Genomic DNA, 19,205 nt, shown 5'->3' with positions numbered 1-19,205 from the left:
CCAATCCGAAATAGAACATGAGAGGAAGACAATGAAACTGTACAAAAAACTGCTGGCCGTCTCGCTGGTGCTGGGTTGCGCCGCCGCGCAAGCCGCCGACCTGGGCAAGGCCCCCATCACGCTGATTTCGCCCTTTCCCCCGGGTGGCGGCACCGATACCCTGACGCGCATGATCGGATCGGCGATCAGCCAGGAAGCCGGTTGGAACATCGTCGTGGAGAACAAACCTGGCGCGGGCGGCAACCTGGCGCTGGACGCGACGGCGCGCGCGAACCCTGATGGCCACACGCTCGTCATGGCGCAGACCGACAACATCGTCCTGAACCCCTGGCTCTACAGCAAGCTCAGCTACGACACGTTCAAGGACTTCAAGCCGGTGGGGCCGGTGGCGTCCTCGCCCAGCGTCTTCGTGGTTCTGCCGGATTCGCCCTTCAAGACCGTGGGCGACGTGGTGAAGGCCGCACAAGCGCGGCCCAACCAGGTCTCGCTCGGCATCCCCGGCATCGGCGGCACCGGCGACCTGACCGGCTACTTGTGGCGCAAGGCGGCAAACATGGAGCTGATGCACGTGCCCTACCGCGGCTGGAGCCAGGCATTCCCCGACCTGGCCAGCGGGCGCATCGATATGTATGTGGGATCCGTGGCGTCGCTGCTGCCGCAAATCCGCGGCGGCAAGGTCCGCGCGCTCGCCGTCGTCGCCAATGAGCGTTCGCCTGCCTTGCCCGACGTTCCGACCTTCCCCGAAAGCGGCTTCAAGACCATCAACCAGTCGATCTGGTGGGGCTTGATGGCGCCGGGAAAAACGCCTGACGACGTCATTGCCACCCTGAATGACACGCTGCGCAAGGTGCAATCGAACCCGGAATTGATCAAGAAGCTGGAAGACGCCGGTTATAGCGTCATGAAGGGCTCGCCGCAGGACCTGGCGCGGCAACATCGCGCGGACCACGACGCCTTCGGCAAGGTCGTGCAGGAAGCCGGCATTCCCAAACAGTAATCAGAACCGCATATCCCCAGCGATCAGGAGCAATGATGATAGGCTTTGAAATCCACCCCCGCCAGCGTGCCGTAAGCAAGGAACTGGTCGATAAGTTCAGCCGCGTTCCGGTTGCCAACGTCAGCGACTGCATGTCGCGCATGACGGCGGGCGGCGCCCGGTTGCGCCCCATGCATGACGGCCATCCGCTGGCCGGCCCCGCGCTCACGGTGCGCACGCGGCCGGGTGACAACCTGCTGGTGCACAAGGCCCTGGATCTGGCGCAACCCGGCGATGTCATCGTGGTCGACGCCGGCGGCGACCTGACCAATGCCATCATCGGCGAGATCATGACCAGCTACGCGCAATCGCGCGGCATCGCGGGCATCATCATCAATGGCGCCATCCGCGACTGCGGCACGATCCGCCGCGGCGCGTTTCCCGTGTACGCCGCCGGCGTCACCCACCGCGGGCCGTACAAGGACGGGCCGGGCGAGATCAATTGCGTCGTCTCGCTCGACGGCATGACCATCGCCCCGGGCGACCTGATCATCGGCGACGACGACGGACTGCTGGCGGTGCCGTACGCACAGGCGGAGGCCATCTACCAGGCCGCGTCGGCCAAGCACGAACTCGAGACCAAAATGCTGGCCGATATCGCTGCCGGAACGCTGGACACCTCCTGGATCGATGCCCGGCTTGGCGCCCTGGGATGTTCGGGACTCTAGCGTTAAGCCTTGCGCCAGACCATGCGGCGGTTCGCCCTCTTGCTCTCGCTCGTCAAGCGCCTGGGCCAGACCAGCGGGGCGCGCCATGCCGCCGGCCGCCGTTGGTATAGTCGAGTGTTCAGAACCAGGAATGGCAAGCCTTCATGTCGAGCGCCAGTGATTTTGTATACGGAGAATTGCGTCGCCGCTTGATGGCAGGGTCCTTCCTGCCGGGCGAACCCCTGCGCGAAGAACACATTGCAAGCCAGCTCTCCGTCAGCCGCACGCCCGTACGCAACGCCATCGAACGCCTGATCGCGGACGGCCTGGTGTCGCGCGAAGGCCGGCGCGGCGCCGTGGTGCTTGGCTGGCAAGACCGCGACATCGATGAGGCCTTCGAGCTGCGCATGCTGCTCGAGCCCTACTCCGCCCAGGCGGCCGCCGAGCGCGCCACCCCGGAACAGATACTGGAGTTGGAGCGCATCAACCAATGCATGCTCGACGCGGTCAATTCCGACGCCCCTGATCACATCGCCCAGGTGCAGCACTTCAACAACCTGTTCCACCACACCCTGCTGGAGGCCGCGCAGTCGGCCAGGGTGCGTTCGATGGTCGAGAACCTGCTGGACATGCCCATCATCATCGGCTCGTTCTACTTCTACGGCCGTGATGACATGCTGCGCAGCGTGGAGCACCACCGCCAGATCATCGCCGCGCTGCGCGCCCGCGATCCCGAATGCGCGCAGATCGCCATGCGCTTCCACCTGGCCGCCACCCATCTCCTGTTCCGGACGCACCGGAAGGACAAGAAGACGGGCGGCTGAGCGGCGCATTTCCCACCGGCGTGACCGTAATCACCACTTGCGATGCCGCTGGTATACCCTTCGGCGTGACCGCCAATTGGAATGCGCGACGCGGTCACGACGCCTTGCGAAGGCGCTGGCCGCGTCTCAAAGCTGGCCCGGCACGACGCGATTGCGTCCCTGGCGCTTGGCCTCGTAGAGGCTCCTGTCGGCGACCTGGATCAGATCGGTGCAGGGCTGGTCGGCATGAGGCACCGCCGTGGCCGTGCCCACGCTGACCGTCAGCCAGGCACCGGCGCCCGCGGCCCGGTGCTGAATCTGCATGGCTTCGACGGCGCGGCGCAGTTTCTCGGCGGCCAGACGGGCGCTGCCCGCGGGCGTGCCGGGCAGCACCAGCGCGAACTCTTCGCCGCCGAAGCGCGCCGCCAGGTCGGTGGACCGGTCGCAGCTCGAAAAGATGGTGTGGGCCACGCGCTTGAGGGCTTCGTCGCCCGCGATATGGCCATAGGTGTCGTTGTAGGACTTGAAGTGGTCCACGTCGATCATCAGCATGCTGATCTCGCGGCTGTCGCGGCGCGCGCGCTGCCATTCGGCGTTCAGGTACTCGTCGAAATACCGCCGGTTGCCCAGCCCCGTCAGGCCGTCCGAATTGGTCAGCCGGCGCAGCTCCATATTGCTTTCCAGCAATTGCTGCTGGCTTTGGCGCAGGGCCTGATAGGCCTCGTCGCGCTGCACCAGCGCCATATAGGAGCGCGAATGGTAGCGGATGCGCGCCACCAGTTCGATGGAGTCCGGCAGCTTCACCAGGTAATCGTTGGCGCCCGACGAGAAGGCGGCGCCCTTGATCGCCGGGTCCTCCTTGGTGGACAGCACGATGATGGGGATGTCGCGCGTGACCGGGTGATTGCGGTATTCCCGCACCAGGCTCAGGCCGTCCACGCCCGGTAGCACCAGATCCTGCAGGATGACGGTGGGCCGGGTCTGTATCGCCACGTTCAAGGCGTTATGGGGATCGGAGCAATAGTGGAAATCGATGTTTGCCTCCGGCACGAGCGCGCGCCGGATGGCTTCGCCGACCAAGACCTGATCATCGACGAGCAACACCATCGCCCCGTGCGAATTCAGATCCGCCGAGGCCGTGCCGTCCGTGAGAGGGAGCATAGTAAGTCCTTGATATCCGCCTGCGGCCCGCTGCTCAGGCAAACGCCTGGATCACGCGGGCGGCTATTTGTTCCAGGGGCCTGATTTCCACCGCCGCCTGCATGGCCGCGGCCGCCTTGGGCATGCCATAGACGGCGCTGGTGGCCTGATCCTGTGCGATGGTCAGGCATCCGCGTTCGCGCAGGGCCTTCAGCCCGCGCGCGCCGTCCTGGCCCATGCCGGTCAACAGCACCCCGACCGCCTCGCCGCGCCAGTGCTGCGCCACGCTGTGAAAAAAAACATCGATGGAAGGCCGGTAAAGGCTTTCCTTGGGGGTGTCCGTGTATCGCAGCGTACCATCGGCCACAAGCTGCAGATGGTCGTCGGTGCCCGCCAGCAGGATCTGCCCGGGCAAGGGCCGTTCGCCTTCGCGCACCAGCCTGACGGGCAGCGACACCTGATCGTTGAGCCAGTCGGCCATCCCGGCCGCGAACGACGCGTCCACATGCTGCACCAGCACGATGCCCGCCGGAAAGTCCACCGGAAGATCGCGCAGCAACTGAGCCAGCGTGGCCGGCCCGCCCGCCGAAGCGCCGATGACCAGCACGCGCCGCGCGCCGGACGGCGGCGCAGGCTTGGCCAGCGGGCTCAGGGCCGGACGGCTGCCGTAGCGGCCGATCAGCCAGCCGATGTTGCGGATCTTGCGCAGTAGCGGCGCCGCCGCGCTGCGCATATCCGCGCCGCCCACCACAGGCGTGTCCACGGCGTCCAACGCGCCATGGCCCATGGCGTCGAACACGCGAGGCGTATGGCGCGCCACGTCGGCGGTCACCACGACGATGGCGCAGGGCGTTTCCGCCATGATGCGGCGCGTGGCCTCGACACCATCCATGACGGGCATGATCAGATCCATCAGCACCACGTCGGGGCGGTCGCGCGCGCATTGCTCCACGGCCTCCAGGCCGTTGGACGCCACCCACGCCACCGCCAGGCCGGGCTCCAGCGCGATCGCGCGCCGCAGCGTCTCGACCGCCATCTGCATATCGTTGACGATCCCGATTCTCACGTCCGCGCCCGTCCGATCAGATCTTCCACGGCATCGAGCAGCGCATCGTCGTGGAAGCTGCCCTTCGCCAGATAGTAGTCGGCGCCCGCATCCAGGCCGCGCCGCCGGTCTTCTTCCCGGTCCTTGTACGACACCACCATGACCGGCAGGCCTTGCAGCCTGGGATCCGCCTTGATCCGGGACACCAGCTCGATGCCATCCATGCGCGGCATGTCGACGTCGGTCACGACAAGGTCGAAGGCCTCATTGCGCAACATGTTCCAGCCATCCATGCCGTCCACCGCCACCGCCACGTCAAAGCCTCGGTTGAGCAGCAGCTTGCGCTCCAGTTCGCGGACCGTCAACGAATCGTCCACGACCAGCACGCGCTTGCGGCGCCGGGCCTGCGTGGCCCCGCCGCCGCCCTCCACCCGCGCCAGGCTTCCGCCTTCCACGAGTTTCTGCACGGACACCAGCATGTCTTCCACGTCCAGGATCAGCAGCGGCGTGCCGTCGTCCATCAGCGAACCCGCCATCACGTCCTGCACCTTGCCCAGGCGCGGATCCAACGGCTGCACGACCAGCGTGCGCTCGCCCACGTAGCGGTCCACGGCAATGCCGTAGCTGCGCTCGTGGTCGCCGACCACCACCACCGGCAGCGCCTCGGCGGCCGGCGCGGGCTCGCCGGCGCGCAGAATCTGCCGCGCCGACACCAGGCCGATCTGCCGGCCCATGAAGCGGAAATGCTGATGCCCTTCGAGCTGTTCGATGTCCTGCGCCCGCACCTGCAGCGCATGGCTGACATAGGCCAGCGGAAACGCGTAGATCTCGCCCTGCACTTCCACCAGCAGGCTGCGCACCACCGACAGGGACAAGGGCATCTCCAGCACGAAGCGCGTGCCCTCGCCTGCCTGCTGGTGGATCCGCACGGCGCCGCGAAGCTGCCGCGCCATCGTCTGCACAACGTCCAGCCCCACGCCGCGCCCCGAGATCTCGGTGACTTCGTCGCGCGTGCTGAAACCGGACAGGAACAGGAATTCAAGCAGCTCGGGCTCGGTCAGCCGCGCGGCGGTCTCGGCATTGGTGAGCTTGCGCTCCACGACCTCGACGCGCAGCCCGTCCAGCGAGATGCCGCCGCCGTCGTCGGCCAGTTCGATCAGCAGCATGCCGGCCGCATGGCGGGCCGACAGCCGGATCACGCCCTCCGGCGGCTTGCCCGCGTCGATCCGGGCCTGGGGCATTTCTATGCCGTGGTCCACGGCGTTGCGCAGCAGATGCATGAGCGGGGCATCCAGCTTTTCCAGGATGTCGCGGTCCACCTGCGTGTCCTCGCCTTCCACCTCCAGGCGCACCTGCTTGCCCAGCGAACGGCCCAGGTCCCGAACCATGCGCGCCATGCCATTCAGCGCGTCGCCGAAGGGCCGCATCCGACAGGCCAGCGCGGTGTCATAGAGGCGCCGCGCCAGGTGACTCATGCGCCAGCCGAATTCGTCGACTTCGCTCGCGCGTTCCGTCAATTCCCGCTGGCATTGGTCGACGATGCGCTGCGCATCGTCCAGTGCCTCTTGCGAACGCGCATCGAGCTGCTGCTCCGCCAGCGCTGCGCGCACGCTGTCCAGCGCGCGCGCAGCACCCGCCTGCATGCGCCGCAGGTGCAGCATCGACGCGCTGAAAGGCCCGATCCAATGCGATTCCACCAGCGTCTCGCTGGACAGGCCCAGCAATTTGTTCAGCGTGCCGGCGGTAACGCGCAGCACGCGTTCGCCTTCGCCCAGTCCACGGTCCGAACTGCGCCGCGACGGGGTGGGCGCCGCGGCCGCCGAAGCCGGCGCGGGCTCAGGCGCGACGGCCGGCGGCTCGTCCTCCAGCCGCACGATGGGCGGCAGAAAGTCCGACGGTCTGGGCGCGCGCGGCGGTGGCGCGGGCGGCGCGTCGGGCGCGCCGCTCAGGCGCGCCACCAGATCGTCGATCTCCACATCCAGCGTCACGCCGGGCGTGGCCACGCGCTGCAGCAGGTCGGCGCCCATCAGCAAGGCGTCGATATCAGCGGCCTGCAGGCGCGTGCGCCCTTCCTGGGCCGCCGCCAGGCAATCTTCCATGGCGTGCGCGATGCGCACGGCGGGATACAGGTCCACGATGCGGGCGGCGCCCTTCAGCGAATGGGCGGCTCGCATGCAGCCCTCGAGGCGCGGCGCGGACGTGGGGTCCTGTTCCAGCGCCAGCAGGCCGTCGTTCAGTACCTGCACCTGCGTGCGGGTCTCTAGCTGGAAGAGCTCCATCAGCGAAGCGTCGCGCATCTGATCCGGGTTCACGCCAGGCTCCGTTCCAAGGCTTGCATCAACAAGGTCTCGTCCAGGACCCCCACGCCACGGCCGCCGCAGCGGGCCATCCCGCGCGAATACTTGAGGCTTGCGCCCCCCACCGTCGCCGGCAGCGGTTCCAGCGCGTCGAGGTTGACGGCGTGCATGCCTTCCACTTCGTCCACCGGCAGCACCACCGCCTGCCCCGCGCCCCCGAAAATCAGCATGCGCGCCGTGGCGGGCCGCTCGCGCGCGTCCGGCGCCGCGGCGTCCAGGCCCAGCAGGCGGGACAGCGATACGCAGACCGTCAGCGTGCCGCGCACGTTCGTCACGCCCAGCACCGCCGGATCGCGGCGATGCGGCAGGCGCATGATGCCGCGCGTGCTGGCGACCTCGTCCAGCGTCCGGGTCGGCAGGCCCAGCCATTCGCGGTGCAGCCGGAACACCAGCAGCGAAGACAGATTGGCTTGCACATGCCCGGCCACGGCGTCGTCGGCGGCATCCATCCGGGGCGGCAGCCGATCCAGGATGCGCTTGGCCGCCGCCGAATACACGGGGCAGTTGCGGCAATGCACATACTCGGGCAATTGCGGACAGCGCTTGTCGCCCTGGATACCGATGCGGTTCCAGCAATCGTCCACGTCGGCCAGCGCCGCGACCGGTTCACTCACGTCGGGCCTCCTCGCGCGCCGCGCGCGCCTGCAGGCGGCGGGCGCCTTCGTGGTCGCCATCGGACGCGATCAGCGCGGCCAGGTGCAGCAGGGCCTCGCGATGGGTCGGGTCCAGGTACAGCGCCTTGCGGTAGGCGGCCTGCGCCTGCCGCGCGTTGCCCGCCGCATCCAGCAGCAGGCCTTGCAGATGGAGCGCCTCGGCGCTGGCGCCATGAAGGTCGATATGGGTCCCGCACTGCGCCATCGCGTCCTGCACCCTGCCCTGGTCCGCCAGGGCCGCGATACGGCGCAGGGACGCCTGCGCAGCCTGTCCCGGCGCCTCGCGGGCCGGCATGGCTGGCTGAGCGGCAACCGCCGCGCGCGGCAAGGGCAAGCGGGCGGCGGACGCCGCGGCGCGCCTGGGCGGCGTCCAGCCCGGCACGAGGGGCCGCGCCGCAAGCGCGGGCACGGTGGCCGCCGCCGGCGCCGGCCGGGTGCCAAACGCGAACGATCGCGCGATGGGCACCGAGGGCAGGCGGCGTCCGGTCAGGATACTGGTTTCGGCGGGGCCGACGAAGATCAGCCCGTCCTCGCGCGCGAGGCGCCGCAGCACCTGCACCGCGCGCTCCTGCGTCGCCATGTCGAAGTAGATGAGCAGATTGCGGCAGAACACGAAATCGTAGGGCGCAACGCCCGCCAGCAGGTGCGGATCGAACAGGTTGCCGGACTGGAACCGGACCCGTTCCCTGACCTGCGCGGCCAGTTGATGGCCATCGGCCGTCTCGGAAAAATGGCGGTCGCGAAACGCCAGATCGTCGCCCCGGAAGGCATTGCGGCCATACACGGCGCGCTGCGCGAATTCGACCATGCGCACGCTGATGTCCACCGCGTCCACCTGGAAGCGTTGCGGCGGCACGCCGGCGTCCAGCAGCGCCATGGCGATGGAATAAGGCTCTTCGCCGCTGGAACAGGGCACGCTCAGGATCCGCAGCACGCGGTTCTCGGCACCGGCGGCGTACAGGCGTTCCCGGGCCAGCGCCGCCATGGCGGCCTGCGATTCGGCGTACCGGAAGAACCACGTCTCCGGCACGATCACGGCCTCGATCAGTTGCTGCATTTCGTCGGACGACGCTTGAACCCGCAGCAGGTAGTCCGGCTCGTCGAGCACGCCAACCGAGTGCATGCGATGGCGGACCGCGCGTTCGACGGCGGCCTGGCCGATGGACCCGCTGTCCAGCCCCATCCTGCGCTTGAGCAAACCGCTGAATTCACCGATCAGGTTCATGGCCGCGCCTTGTCCGCCGCCGTGCCGGACGCGGCCGGAAACAGCAGCGCCCGCACGTGCCCGGGCAGCAGGTCGTCAACCCTGACGGCCTGGACCATGCCGTGCGCATCGCTCAGCACCGGCCCCAGATAGCGGGCATCGGGATTGTCCAGCGCATGCGGCCGGAACGCCGCCGGATCGTAGTGGACGGTTTCGGTCGCCTGCTCCAGGATCAGGCCCAGCAGTTGTTCGCCGGCTTGCATGCCGGCCCGGTAGCGCACCATCGCCAGCCGCGTGCTGGACACGGCGGCGGCGGCGCCCTCGCCGGCCAGCGCGCTCAGGTCGATGACCGGCACGGCCGCGCCACGGCGGTCCGTCATGCCCGCCACCCAGCCCGGGGCGCCCGGCACCTGCTTGAATGCGCGCAGTCCCAGCACCTCGACGATGTCCCCGGCATCCAACGCGTAGCGGTCGGCGCCGATGCGGAAAAGCAGGTACAGCCGGCGTCCCGCGCCCGCATTGGCCGCGGCCGGCGCGCCGCTGGCGGCAGGATCTGTCATGACGGCGGTCACACCTTGAAGCGCGAAACGCCGCTGCGCAGGTCGTTGGCCACCAGCGTCAGCTCTTCAATGGCAAGGCTGGACTGGCGCAGGGATTCCACCGTCTGCTGCGCGGCGTCGCTCAACTGCTGCAGGGCCTGATTAATCTGTTCGGCGCCGGTCGCCTGCGCCTGCATGCCTTCGTTCACCATATGCACGCGCGGCGCCAGCGTCTGCACCTGCTGGATGATCTGCGAGAGCTGGTCGCCCACCTGCTGCATGTCGGCCATGCCGCGCCGCACTTCCTCGGAAAACTTGTCCATGCCCATCACGCCGGCGGACACGGACGACTGGATCTCGCGCACCATCTGCTCGATGTCGTAGGTCGCCACCGCGGTCTGGTCCGCCAGGCGGCGGATTTCCGTGGCAACCACCACGAAGCCCCGGCCGTACTCGCCTGCCTTCTCGGCCTCGATGGCGGCGTTCAGCGACAGCAGGTTGGTCTGGTCGACCACTTTCGTGATTGTGGTCACGACCTGTGTGATATTGCCTGCCTTCTCGTTCAGGATGGCCAGCTTGGCGTTGACCGACCCGGCCGCGCCCACCACGTTGCGCATCGTGTCTTCCATGCGCGCCAGGCCCACCTGGCCGCTGCCCGCCAGCGTGGCGGTCTGCTCGGCGGCGCCGGAGACTTCCGTCATCGTGCGCACCAGTTCGCGCGACGTCGCCGAGATCTCGCGTGACGTGGCGCCGATTTCCGTCGTGGTGGCGGCGACTTCGGACGCGGTCGCCTGCTGCTGCTTGGACGTCGCCGCGATCTCGGTCACCGAGGTGGCCACTTGCACGGCCGACCGTTGCGTCTTGCCGACCAGGGTGGTCAGCTCGTCCACCATGCCGTTGAAACCCGTTTCGATCGCGTTGAACTCATCCTGGCGCGCAAGCTTCAGGCGGCGGGTCAGATCGCCTCCGCCGGTGGATTCCAGCGTTTTCACGATATCGCGCATCGGGTTGGCGATGGCGCGCATCAAGAGGAAACCGCAGATGATGGCGGCCACGATCGCCAGCGCCAGCGACACCAGCATGCCGGTCTGGGCCGCCTGCACCGCGCGCCGGATGCTGACCGCCGCGTCGTCGGCCTGGGTTTTGTTTTCGGTGACCATCTTGGCCAGGATGTCGCGCCCCCGGTAGAACGAAGGCCGCAACTCGGACCCGATGCGCGCCTGCGCGCGGGCCGGGTCCGCCTGCATGGCGGGCGCCAGGATGTCGGCGCGGATGCGCTTGTACTGCTGCAGTTCCTTCTGGAAGTCATCGAACATCTGCCGGTCCTCCTGACGGGAGACGGTGCGGCGATAGAAGTCGATGTGCTCGTCCAGCAACTGGTCGTTCTTGGGCAGGGCCTCCAGCGCCTGGCGGCGCTCCTGGTCGCTGCCGCTATTGAATGCGTCCTGCACCACGACAAAGCCGCCAAACCATGCCGACCGGATCGACGTGCTGTAGTAGATGCCCGGCACGGCATCGTTGTTGATCATTTCGACTTCCGCCTCTACGTGCAGAAGGCGCCGGTAGTCCACCACCACCATCATCGTCATGATGGCCAAAATGACCAGGAAACTGGCCAGGATGCGCTGGCGGAGCGTCAGATTCTTCATACCGGGAGACCTTTGCACTGTATCAACTTGTCAACGCCCGACCCGGACGCCCCTCAATTCTTGCCGCGTTGGCGCAAAAACAGCCAACGGCCCTGTCCGGGATGCGGGAATTTTCGACAATTATTACAAAGGACCCGCCCCACAGCCATGACAAATACGGGAAATCCCGAAAACAAAGCCTTTTCGTCAGAAAAACGCAAAGTTCGCTTACAGGGACTTGTGATTTATCGTGACCTTCCGTAGGGCCGGGGATTCGTGGGCAATCTACGCCCACAGCGCCTGCGGCGGCCGGTCCTGCACCCAGTCGCGCACCTGTTCGTACGCATGGGCCAGCCGAAGCACGGCCAGGTCGCCGCGCGGCGGTCCGATGAGCTGCATGCCCATGGGCAGGCCCGCCGCATTGAATCCCACCGGCACGCTGATCACCGGGCAGCCCGCCAGCGTCCAGGGCGTCACGGTTTCCATCCAGCGGTGGTAGGTGTCCATCGGCCGACCGGCAATCTCCTTGGGCCAATCCAGCGCCGCGTCGAACGGAAACACCTGCGCCGACGGCACGGCCAGATAGTCCACGTCATCGAACATGCGCAGGACGGTCTGGTACCAGGCGCTGCGTTCCTCGGTGGCCTGGTAGACCTGCCGCGCGGTCATCCCGTCCAGGCCCTCGACCTCCCAGATCAGCGCCGGCTTCACCAGCTTGCGCGTTTCCGGGTTCTCGACCAGTGCCTGGAACTGCCCGCCCACCATCAGGTGGCGGTGGACCAGCCACATGCGCCACAGACGGTCGCCGGCGAACGGCACCTGGTAGTCCACGGCCCGGCAGCCCGTCGCTTCAAGGTCTTTCAGGGCCTGCACGCAGAGGTCCAGGATGCCCGCCTCCATCGGCAGGTAGCCGCCCCAGTCGCCCAGCCAGCCCACGCGCTTGCCCGACAGGTCGGCGTCCAGCGGCAGCGCGAACTGCGCGGGGTCGTCCGTCAGCGACAGGGGCGCGCGCTTGTCATACCCCGCCATCACCGACAGCATCAGCGCGACATCGCGCGGCGTGCGCCCCATGGGCCCTTCGTAGGAGAGTTGCTTCAGGAACACTTCTGGCGACGGACCGGGCGGCACCCGGCCCGCCGACGGCCGCATCCCGTAGACGTTGCAGAAGGCGGCCGGATTGCGCAGGGAGCCACCAAAATCGCTGCCATCAGCCACGGGCAGCATGCGGGCGGCCAGCGCAGCCGCCGCGCCGCCGCTGCTGCCGCCGGCCGTCTTGGTGACGTCGTAGGGATTGCCGGTGGTGCCGTAGACCTTGTTATACGTGTGCGAACCCAGGCCGAATTCCGGCACGTTGCTGCGGCCGATGAAGATCGCGCCGGCGGCGCGCATGCGCTCGACGATGATCGAATCGTGCGCCGTCACCTGATCCTTGTAGACCAGCGATCCCATCGAGGTGACCATGCCGCGCACGGCCGTCAGGTCCTTGGGCGCCTGGGGCATGCCGTGCAGCCAGCCCAGCCACTGCCCCGCGGCCAGTTGCGCGTCGCGTTCGCCGGCCTCGCGCAGCAGCTCCTCGCTGCCGCGGCGGGCGACGATGGCATTCAGGCTGGGATTGACGTGGTCGATATGCGCCAGGTAGGCCTGCATCACCTCGCGGCAGGACACGCGCCGGTTGCGGATCGCGTCCGACAGCGCGTGCGCGGACAGGGCAACGATCTCGTTCAGCGGGGCGGCGGTGGGCATGCTTGTGTCTCCTTGGGGCGCCGCGGGACAGCCGGGCGCGCATATTGTCATCGGGCAGCGCGGCGGCCTGCCGCCCGCGCACGCCGACAATACTACGTAAATCGGCCGGGCCGCGATCGGCCGGGCCGCGATCGGCCGGACCGTGATCGGCCGGACCGCGCGCGGGCAGCGCCACCGCAAACCGCGCTAGCGGCTAGCGGCAAGCGGCTGGCGGCTATCGACTGGCGGCAAGCGGCTGGCGGCTATCGGCTGGCGGTCTGGCGCGTGCCGATCAGCTCCAGCAGCCCGTCCGACAAGGTGCCGCGCCAGCTCAGGTAGTCATGGCCCCCCGCGACCTCGCGGTGCGTCACCAGGTAGCCCTTGGCGCGCAGCACATCGCGCAGGTGCCGGTTGGTCTCCAGGATGCCCGGCTGGCCGCCGCGTCCCGACTCGAACAAGCCGGCGCCCAGAAAAAAGCGCACCGGCAATTTGCGGACGGCGACGAACTGCCGCGTCAGCCACTGGTCCTCTTCGCCAGGCGGCGCCCACCAATACGAACCCGACTGGCTGAGCACGTTCCCGAAGACCTCGGGGTGGCGCAGCGCGGCGTAGGCCGACGCCAGGCCGCCATAGCTGGAGCCGCCGATGACCGTGCGCGCCGCCGGCGCGCCGATGTCCTGCTTGCGCGCCCACGGCATGAGCTCGCGCGCCAGAAAGTCCGCGAAGTCCGGATTGGGCGGCAATTCGCTGGCCCGGGAGTCCGCCGTGGGATTGTCGATCAGCAAGGCCGCGGTGGGGGGAATGACGCCGGCGGCGATCATGTTGTCGAGTATGGTCGGCGTGGGCACCCGGCCCAGGTACGCGCCCGCATCGAACAGCACCAGCACATGGTTTTCCGGCGCATCCGCCCGCCAGCCGGCCGGGCGGTAAAGATGGATCTTGCGCGTGTTGCCCAGGATATCGCTGCGCAGCTCCCGCGTTTCCACCGCGCCCGCCGTGACGCCCGCGCGCGGCTCGACCCAGGGCTGCGGCGGCGCGTCGGCCAGCTCCAGCACCGAGTAGGTCTGGAAAGCGTCCGCTCCCGGCGCGGGATACACCCGGGCGTTGTGGGGATCGGACTGCGCCGTGGCCAGGATGGCGCGGCGCCGCGCCATGCCGGTTCCCGGCAGCTCCGGCACATCGGGGGCCAGCCGGTACGACAGCCGCGTCGACCTGGGCACGACGAAGCTGACATGCCAGACATCGGAATCGCCCAGCCGGGCCAATTGCGCATGGTCGGTCGACGGCCCGCCAAAGAGGCGCACATTGCGTTCGGCCCCGCGCCACAGGAAGGTGACGCGGTCATGCGTGGCATCCACCGCCTCGACCAGCGGCGTGCCCTCGCGCGCCACCTCATCCCAGAAGGCCGCGGTCGTGCCGCCCCGCGCCACCGTCCGCGCCAGCGCGGCCAGGCGCGGACTGGCGATCGTGGGCCCGGGCGCCTGCTGCGCCGACAGGGGCAGGCGTTCGGTCACGGCCCACTGGTACGCGCCCTGCCCTTGCGCCCGCACCGTATAGACGCCGTCGGCCGGCGCCACCAGCATCAGCGTGCCGGCCGGTTTTTCAAGGTCGCTCAGCCGCCGCACATGGCCGCCGGCGGCATCCAGCAGGTCCAGCGTCACGCCGCTGTCCGCGGCCCAGGTGCCCGCCAGGAACTCCCCTTTTTGCAGGGTGATCCGCTCGTCCGCGTGCGTCCGGGCCGTTACCGTGCCCTGACCGGATTGCGCCGCCGCGATACCCGGCAACATGCCAGCCGCCGCCCAGGCCAGCGCCGCCGCCGGCACGCAAACCCGCCATTCGATACCGCTCAGTTTCCGCATGTGCATCCCACTTCCGACAAGACTCGCTTAGATAAGAATGGATATCATTATTACCTAAAAGCTCGTGCCGTCGGCGCTTGCGCCAGATCAAACCGCGCGCGCCCGCCCCCGCCCTAACATCGCATCCTGCCCCAGCCCGGAGACGATCTTGACCGCAACGTCCATCCTCTGCACCGAAGCCGAAATCAAGGACATGGTTCACACCTTCTATGGCAAGGCGCGCGCCGACGACGCGCTCGGCCCCATCTTCAACGGCACGATCCACGACTGGGATGAACACCTGGCCACGCTGTCGGATTTCTGGTCGGCGGTGCTGCTGGGGACCCGCCGTTTCTCGGGCATGCCCATGCCCAAGCACGCGGCCATGCCCAATCTCAAGGCCGAGCTGTTCGAACGCTGGCTGGTTCTGTTCGGGGAAACCACCGACGCCCTGCCCAACCGCGCGCTGGGCGACGCCGCGCAGGAAATGGCCAAGCGCATGGCGCGCAGCCTCTGGTATGGCTACCAGCTCTCGCGCGATCCCCACCAGCCCCTGACCGAGCTTCGCTCCGCCTAGCCCGGCGCGGCCTCAGTCCACGCACCACCATCCCGGCAGCAGGCCGCGCACCTTCGCGCGGCGGTAGCGGTCGTCGATGAGGTGCACCGTGCCCACGTCCTGTTCGGTGCGGATCACCCGGCCCGCCGCCTGAACCACCTTCTGCATGCCCGGATACAGATAGGTGTAGTCGTAGCCGTTCTCTTCGCCATAGCGCTGGTCCATGGCGCGCTTCATGTTTTCGTTCACCGGGTTCACCTGCGGCAGGCCCAGCGTGGCGATGAAGGCCCCGATCAGCCGCTTGCCAGGCAGGTCCACGCCTTCGGAAAACGCGCCGCCCAGCACCGCGAACCCCACGCCCTGGCCCGCTTCGGTGAAGCGCGCCAGGAAGGCCGCGCGGCCCGGCTCGTCCATCCCCGGCGTCTGCAGCCAGATCGGCACCTGCGGATGGCGCTGCCGCATCAGGTCGGCGACCCGTTTCAGGTAGTCGAAGCTGCTCAGAAAACCCAGATAATTGCCGGGCCGCTCGGCATACTGGCGGGCGATCAGGTCCGCGATGGGCGCCAGCGAGCGTTCGCGGTCGCGATAGCGCGTCGATACGTTGCCCACGACCCGCACGGCCAATTGCTCCGCCTGGAACGGCGCGGCCACGTCGATCCAGGGCGCGTCCTTGGGCAAGCCCAGCGTGTCGCGATAGAACTGCTGCGGGCTCAGCGTGCCCGAGAACAGCACGGTCGCATGCGCCGCCGCATAGCGCCCCGCCAGATAGGGCGCGGGAATCACGTTGCGCACGCACAGGGTCGACGGCGGCGTCTTGGCGCTGGCGGCGCCGGCCTCGCTCAGCGTCACGTCGAACAGCGCGTGCGAGCCGAACTGTTCCGCCAGCCGCATGAAATGCAGGGCCTCGAAGTAAAAGCTCAGTAAGGGATCGTCCTGCGGCAGCGGCGACAGGCCCATGTGCTCGGTGATGGCCGCGACCGCCTTCTGTACCGCGGCCAGCACGCCCGCCGGCGCGGCGTCGTAGGCCTGGTAGCGTTCGGCCTGCTTCTTGTTCAGCGCGTTCCAGGACCGGTGCAGGCCGTCCAGTTGCTTTTTCAGCGCCTTGGGCGCCGCGTGGCGCGCCGCCGTCAGGCGGTTCTGGTCCAGTTCACCGGTGTACATGCGGCGCGCGCGGTCCACCAGGTTGTGGGCCTCGTCGACCAGCACCGCCACCTTCCACTGGTGCGCCTGCGTCAGCGCGTGCAGCATCGCCGTGGAATCGTAGTAATAGTTGTAGTCGCCCACCACCACGTCGCTCCAGCGGATCAGCTCCTGCGACAGGTAATACGGACAGACCCGGTGCTCGCGCGCGGTGGCGCGAACCGCCGGCGCATCCAGGCGGGTGTGCGCCAGCGCGGCGGCGCGCGCGGCGGGCAGACGGTCGTAAAAACCCTGGGCCAAGGGGCAGGAATCTCCATGGCAGGCCAGGTCGGGATGCTCACAGGTCTTGTCGCGGGCCTGCAGGTCCAGCACGCGCAGCGCGGGCGCGGCGGGTTGCGCATTGATCGTGTCCAGCGCTTGCACGGCCAGCCCGCGGCCCGAGCCCTTGGCCGCCAGGAAGAAGATCTTGTCCAGGCCCGTGCCCGGGCTGGCCTTCAGCAGCGGGAAGATCGTGCCCAGCGTCTTGCCGATGCCGGTGGGCGCCTGGGCCATCAGGCAGCGGCCGTCGCGCGCCGTGCGGTACACGGCCACCGCCAGATCGCGTTGCCCGGCACGGAACTCGCCGTGCGGAAACGCCAGCTTGTCCAGGGCCTCGTCGCGCGCCTGCCGGTGCAAGAGTTCCGTCTTGGCCCAGGCCAGGAACCGCCCGCATTGTTCCTGGAAGAAAACAGCCAATTCGGCGGCCTCGTGCGTTTCGACCAGCACTGTTTCCTCTTCGGTGGCCACGTTGAAATACACCAGCGCCACGCGCAAGCGTTCCAGCCCGCGCGACTGGCACAGCAGATGGCCGTACACCCGCGCCTGCGCCCAATGCACCACGCGATGATTCTCGCGCACGCTGTCGAACTGCCCGCGGTACGTCTTGATCTCTTCGAGCTGATTGGCGGCGGGGTCAAAGCCGTCGGCGCGCCCGCGTACCAGCAGGGTCTCGTGCTGGCCCGACAGCGGCACCTCGGTTTCGTAGTCCGGTCCGCGCCGGCCCGTCACCACCGAATGGCCCGCCATGCCTTCCAGGCCGGAGGGCGCCGGCGTGAAGCGCAAATCCAGGTCGCCCGCCCGGGCCGTGAATTCGCACAGCGCCCGTACCGCCACGGTGTAGCTCATGCCGCGCCCTCCCGCCATGTCACATGGCATACCCGCACCGGCATGCCGTGCGCCAGGCAGTACTGCAGCCAGCGGATCTGGTTGTCCTGCAGCTTGTCGCCCGGCCCCTTCACTTCGATCAGTTCGTAGCGGCGTTCGGCCGGCCAGAACCGGATCAGGTCCGGCAGGCCGGAACGGTTGGCCTTGACGTCGCGCAGCAGCCGTGTGAAGTACAGCTTCAGGTGCGCGGCCGGCACGCAATCCAGCGCCTGCGCCAGCAGGGATTCGGACAAGGCGCCCCAGAACACGAACGGCGACTGCACACCCGACTTTTCGGCGTAGCGCCGCAGGATGACGTCGCGATAGGCCGGCGTGTCCAGCATCGTCAGGCAGTCCTCGAACCACGCCTGGCGCCGCGCGTGAAAGTCCGGCGCGTCCAGGTCGGCGGGACCGCGCTGGAACGGATGGAAGAACGCGCCGGGCAGGGGCGCGAAGACGGCGGGCCAGCACAGCAAGCCGAACAGCGAGTTGATCAGGGCGTTCTCGACGTAGTGCACCGGTGCATCGTCGTGATGCAGGTGGTCGCGCGCCACATATTCCACCGACGCCGGCAGGGCCGGGCGCGCCAGCGCCAGATCGGTGCGCGGCAAGGCCGGCGCGGCGGGACGCGCCGGCACGCCCTGCCCCAGCCCGCGCCGCAGCCGCGGCATCATGCGCGCCACGCGCTGGCTCTCTTCTTCGCTTTCGGGCGCAGCGCCCGCCTGCAAGGCCAGCGCCATCGCGTCGTCGAACCGCTGCATCCGTTCATACACGCGGATGCGCCGGTGCCTGGCGCCGGGATAGGCGCAGCCTGCGTACACGCGCTGCGCGGCCTCCCAGTCCCGCGCCCGTTCGCAGGCCTGTCCGATACGCAGCAGCACCTTGGCGCGGCGCTTTTCCAGCCAGGCGTTGCCGCTGGCGCAGCCGTGCGCCGCCCGCAGCAAGGCGTCGATGTCGGCGCCTTCGTCCAGCGCCTGGCGGCAGGCGTGCAGCGCCAGATAGCAGTCCACGTCGGCGCGCGTCTGGAACGCCCGCGACGCGGCGTCGAACGGCACGGTTTCGTACTGGAACACGCCCAGGTCGGCCAGCACGAACTCCGACCAGTCCTGGTGCAGATTGCCGAAGAACATCAGGCGCAGGCGTTCGCAGCGGTCTGCCACCGTCACGCGCCAGACGCCTTCGGCCGAATCCGGATTCCAGCCGCTGTAGGGCCGCGCGTCCGGCAGCGCGGCGCGCAGCGCCACCAGCATGTCGGCCTTGCGCGCGGCGGATCTGAACGGCGCGTCGGATCCGACGGGCGCGTCGACGAACAGCCGCACCAGTTCGGGCTTGGTGTGCAAGGCGAACAGCTCATCCAGCGTCATCGGCGCTTGCGCATCCAGCCAGCCCAGGGCGGCAAGGGGTGCCGCCGCGGCCTCGATGCCAGCGATCTCCGCATACACCAGCCGGCTGGCCCGGAACCACGGACCGCGCCGCATCAGCATGCGCACCATCAGGGCTTGCGACGCCTGGGGCAACGCCGCGAAGTCCGCCAGGAAGCGTTGTTCGTCCGTGTCCAGCAAGTCGGCGTAACGGGCGCAAACCCACGCCAGCGCGCGCTGGAAATTATGCAGATAGTAGTAACGGTGCGGGGGGAACATCGGCGGAACGGGATAACTGGATATTTATCCAGTTATCATAGCAGGGCCCGCCAGGGGCACCTGCTTGCGAATTCA

The 19,205-nt window shown here is 68.4% G+C and carries 15 protein-coding genes; 4 read left to right on the top strand and 11 right to left on the bottom strand.

Annotated features, from left to right (window positions below; translation table 11 throughout):
- The first annotated feature begins 31 nt into the window (after positions 1-31).
- The 3 genes from ASE30_RS03550 to ASE30_RS03540 all read left to right on the top strand — a co-directional run bounded on the left by ASE30_RS03550 (position 32) and on the right by ASE30_RS03540 (position 2,507).
- Positions 32-997 carry a tripartite tricarboxylate transporter substrate binding protein gene (locus ASE30_RS03550; RefSeq protein ID WP_057282848.1) on the top strand — a complete coding sequence of 322 codons (966 nt, stop codon included), beginning with the start codon at positions 32-34 and terminating at the stop codon, positions 995-997.
- A 35-nt stretch (positions 998-1,032) separates the two neighbouring features.
- Positions 1,033-1,704, top strand: a complete 672-nt coding sequence (locus ASE30_RS03545; protein ID WP_057282847.1) for an RraA family protein — start codon at positions 1,033-1,035, stop codon at positions 1,702-1,704.
- Positions 1,705-1,847: 143 nt separating this feature from the next.
- A complete protein-coding gene (locus ASE30_RS03540; protein ID WP_057282846.1) occupies positions 1,848-2,507 on the top strand; it encodes a GntR family transcriptional regulator in 660 nt (219 codons plus the stop codon).
- A 126-nt stretch (positions 2,508-2,633) separates the two neighbouring features.
- Here ASE30_RS03540 and ASE30_RS03535 read toward each other — a convergent pair whose 3' ends face one another.
- From ASE30_RS03535 to fes, 9 genes are all read right to left on the bottom strand, one after another.
- Positions 2,634-3,647 (bottom strand): PleD family two-component system response regulator, encoded by a 1,014-nt coding sequence (locus ASE30_RS03535; protein WP_057282845.1) that lies wholly within the window; start codon positions 3,645-3,647, stop codon positions 2,634-2,636.
- 34 nt (positions 3,648-3,681) lie between these two features.
- Positions 3,682-4,692, bottom strand: coding sequence for a chemotaxis response regulator protein-glutamate methylesterase (locus tag ASE30_RS03530; RefSeq protein WP_057282844.1), 1,011 nt, complete (start codon positions 4,690-4,692; stop codon positions 3,682-3,684).
- The gene (locus ASE30_RS03525) at positions 4,689-6,983 is read right to left on the bottom strand and encodes a hybrid sensor histidine kinase/response regulator (RefSeq protein ID WP_057282843.1); all 2,295 of its coding nucleotides are present in this window, start codon (positions 6,981-6,983) and stop codon (positions 4,689-4,691) included. Before ASE30_RS03525 ends, ASE30_RS03530 begins: the two co-directional genes overlap by 4 nt.
- Positions 6,980-7,642 (bottom strand): chemotaxis protein CheW, encoded by a 663-nt coding sequence (locus tag ASE30_RS03520; protein ID WP_057282842.1) that lies wholly within the window; start codon positions 7,640-7,642, stop codon positions 6,980-6,982. Before ASE30_RS03520 ends, ASE30_RS03525 begins: the two co-directional genes overlap by 4 nt.
- A complete protein-coding gene (locus tag ASE30_RS03515; protein WP_057282841.1) occupies positions 7,635-8,906 on the bottom strand; it encodes a protein-glutamate O-methyltransferase CheR in 1,272 nt (423 codons plus the stop codon). Before ASE30_RS03515 ends, ASE30_RS03520 begins: the two co-directional genes overlap by 8 nt.
- Positions 8,903-9,445 (bottom strand): chemotaxis protein CheW, encoded by a 543-nt coding sequence (locus tag ASE30_RS03510; RefSeq protein ID WP_057283258.1) that lies wholly within the window; start codon positions 9,443-9,445, stop codon positions 8,903-8,905. The genes ASE30_RS03515 and ASE30_RS03510 overlap by 4 nt, the downstream gene beginning before the upstream one ends.
- A gap of 8 nt (positions 9,446-9,453) precedes the next feature.
- On the bottom strand, positions 9,454-11,073 hold the full coding sequence (locus tag ASE30_RS03505) for a methyl-accepting chemotaxis protein (protein ID WP_057282840.1): 1,620 nt from the start codon (positions 11,071-11,073) through the stop codon (positions 9,454-9,456).
- A 264-nt stretch (positions 11,074-11,337) separates the two neighbouring features.
- A complete protein-coding gene (locus ASE30_RS03500) occupies positions 11,338-12,795 on the bottom strand; it encodes an amidase (protein WP_057282839.1) in 1,458 nt (485 codons plus the stop codon).
- A 242-nt stretch (positions 12,796-13,037) separates the two neighbouring features.
- The gene (gene fes, locus ASE30_RS03495; protein ID WP_235515173.1) at positions 13,038-14,633 is read right to left on the bottom strand and encodes an enterochelin esterase; all 1,596 of its coding nucleotides are present in this window, start codon (positions 14,631-14,633) and stop codon (positions 13,038-13,040) included.
- Positions 14,634-14,826: 193 nt separating this feature from the next.
- Here fes and ASE30_RS03490 point away from each other — a divergent pair, with 193 nt between their 5' ends.
- Positions 14,827-15,189 carry a group III truncated hemoglobin gene (locus tag ASE30_RS03490; RefSeq protein WP_057283256.1) on the top strand — a complete coding sequence of 121 codons (363 nt, stop codon included), beginning with the start codon at positions 14,827-14,829 and terminating at the stop codon, positions 15,187-15,189.
- A 12-nt stretch (positions 15,190-15,201) separates the two neighbouring features.
- On the opposite strand, the gene ASE30_RS03485 is transcribed toward ASE30_RS03490, so the two are convergent.
- Together ASE30_RS03485 and ASE30_RS03480 are read right to left on the bottom strand one after the other, a co-directional pair.
- On the bottom strand, positions 15,202-17,472 hold the full coding sequence (locus tag ASE30_RS03485) for an ATP-dependent DNA helicase (protein ID WP_057283255.1): 2,271 nt from the start codon (positions 17,470-17,472) through the stop codon (positions 15,202-15,204).
- Positions 17,469-19,130, bottom strand: a complete 1,662-nt coding sequence (locus tag ASE30_RS03480; protein ID WP_057282838.1) for a VRR-NUC domain-containing protein — start codon at positions 19,128-19,130, stop codon at positions 17,469-17,471. Before ASE30_RS03480 ends, ASE30_RS03485 begins: the two co-directional genes overlap by 4 nt.
- Between the last annotated feature and the right edge of the window lie 75 nt (positions 19,131-19,205).

The sequence above is a fragment of the Achromobacter sp. Root83 genome (genome assembly GCF_001428845.1).
In the GTDB taxonomy this organism is placed as follows: domain Bacteria; phylum Pseudomonadota; class Gammaproteobacteria; order Burkholderiales; family Burkholderiaceae_B; genus Achromobacter.
This window is presented reverse-complemented; position numbering and strand designations above follow the sequence as displayed.

Excerpts from the sequence above, each read along its gene's own strand:
- ASE30_RS03550 (WP_057282848.1), top strand. The coding sequence starts at position 32 with ATGAAACTGTACAAAAAACTGCTGGCCGTCTCGCTGGTGCTGGGTTGC.
- ASE30_RS03545 (WP_057282847.1), top strand. The coding sequence starts at position 1,033 with ATGATAGGCTTTGAAATCCACCCCCGCCAGCGTGCCGTAAGCAAGGAA.
- ASE30_RS03540 (WP_057282846.1), top strand. The coding sequence starts at position 1,848 with ATGTCGAGCGCCAGTGATTTTGTATACGGAGAATTGCGTCGCCGCTTG.
- ASE30_RS03535 (WP_057282845.1), bottom strand. The coding sequence starts at position 3,647 with ATGCTCCCTCTCACGGACGGCACGGCCTCGGCGGATCTGAATTCGCAC.
- ASE30_RS03515 (WP_057282841.1), bottom strand. The coding sequence starts at position 8,906 with ATGAACCTGATCGGTGAATTCAGCGGTTTGCTCAAGCGCAGGATGGGG.
- ASE30_RS03510 (WP_057283258.1), bottom strand. The coding sequence starts at position 9,445 with ATGACAGATCCTGCCGCCAGCGGCGCGCCGGCCGCGGCCAATGCGGGC.
- ASE30_RS03505 (WP_057282840.1), bottom strand. The coding sequence starts at position 11,073 with ATGAAGAATCTGACGCTCCGCCAGCGCATCCTGGCCAGTTTCCTGGTC.
- ASE30_RS03500 (WP_057282839.1), bottom strand. The coding sequence starts at position 12,795 with ATGCCCACCGCCGCCCCGCTGAACGAGATCGTTGCCCTGTCCGCGCAC.
- fes (WP_235515173.1), bottom strand. The coding sequence starts at position 14,633 with ATGCGGAAACTGAGCGGTATCGAATGGCGGGTTTGCGTGCCGGCGGCG.
- ASE30_RS03490 (WP_057283256.1), top strand. The coding sequence starts at position 14,827 with ATGGTTCACACCTTCTATGGCAAGGCGCGCGCCGACGACGCGCTCGGC.
- ASE30_RS03485 (WP_057283255.1), bottom strand. The coding sequence starts at position 17,472 with ATGAGCTACACCGTGGCGGTACGGGCGCTGTGCGAATTCACGGCCCGG.
- ASE30_RS03480 (WP_057282838.1), bottom strand. The coding sequence starts at position 19,130 with ATGTTCCCCCCGCACCGTTACTACTATCTGCATAATTTCCAGCGCGCG.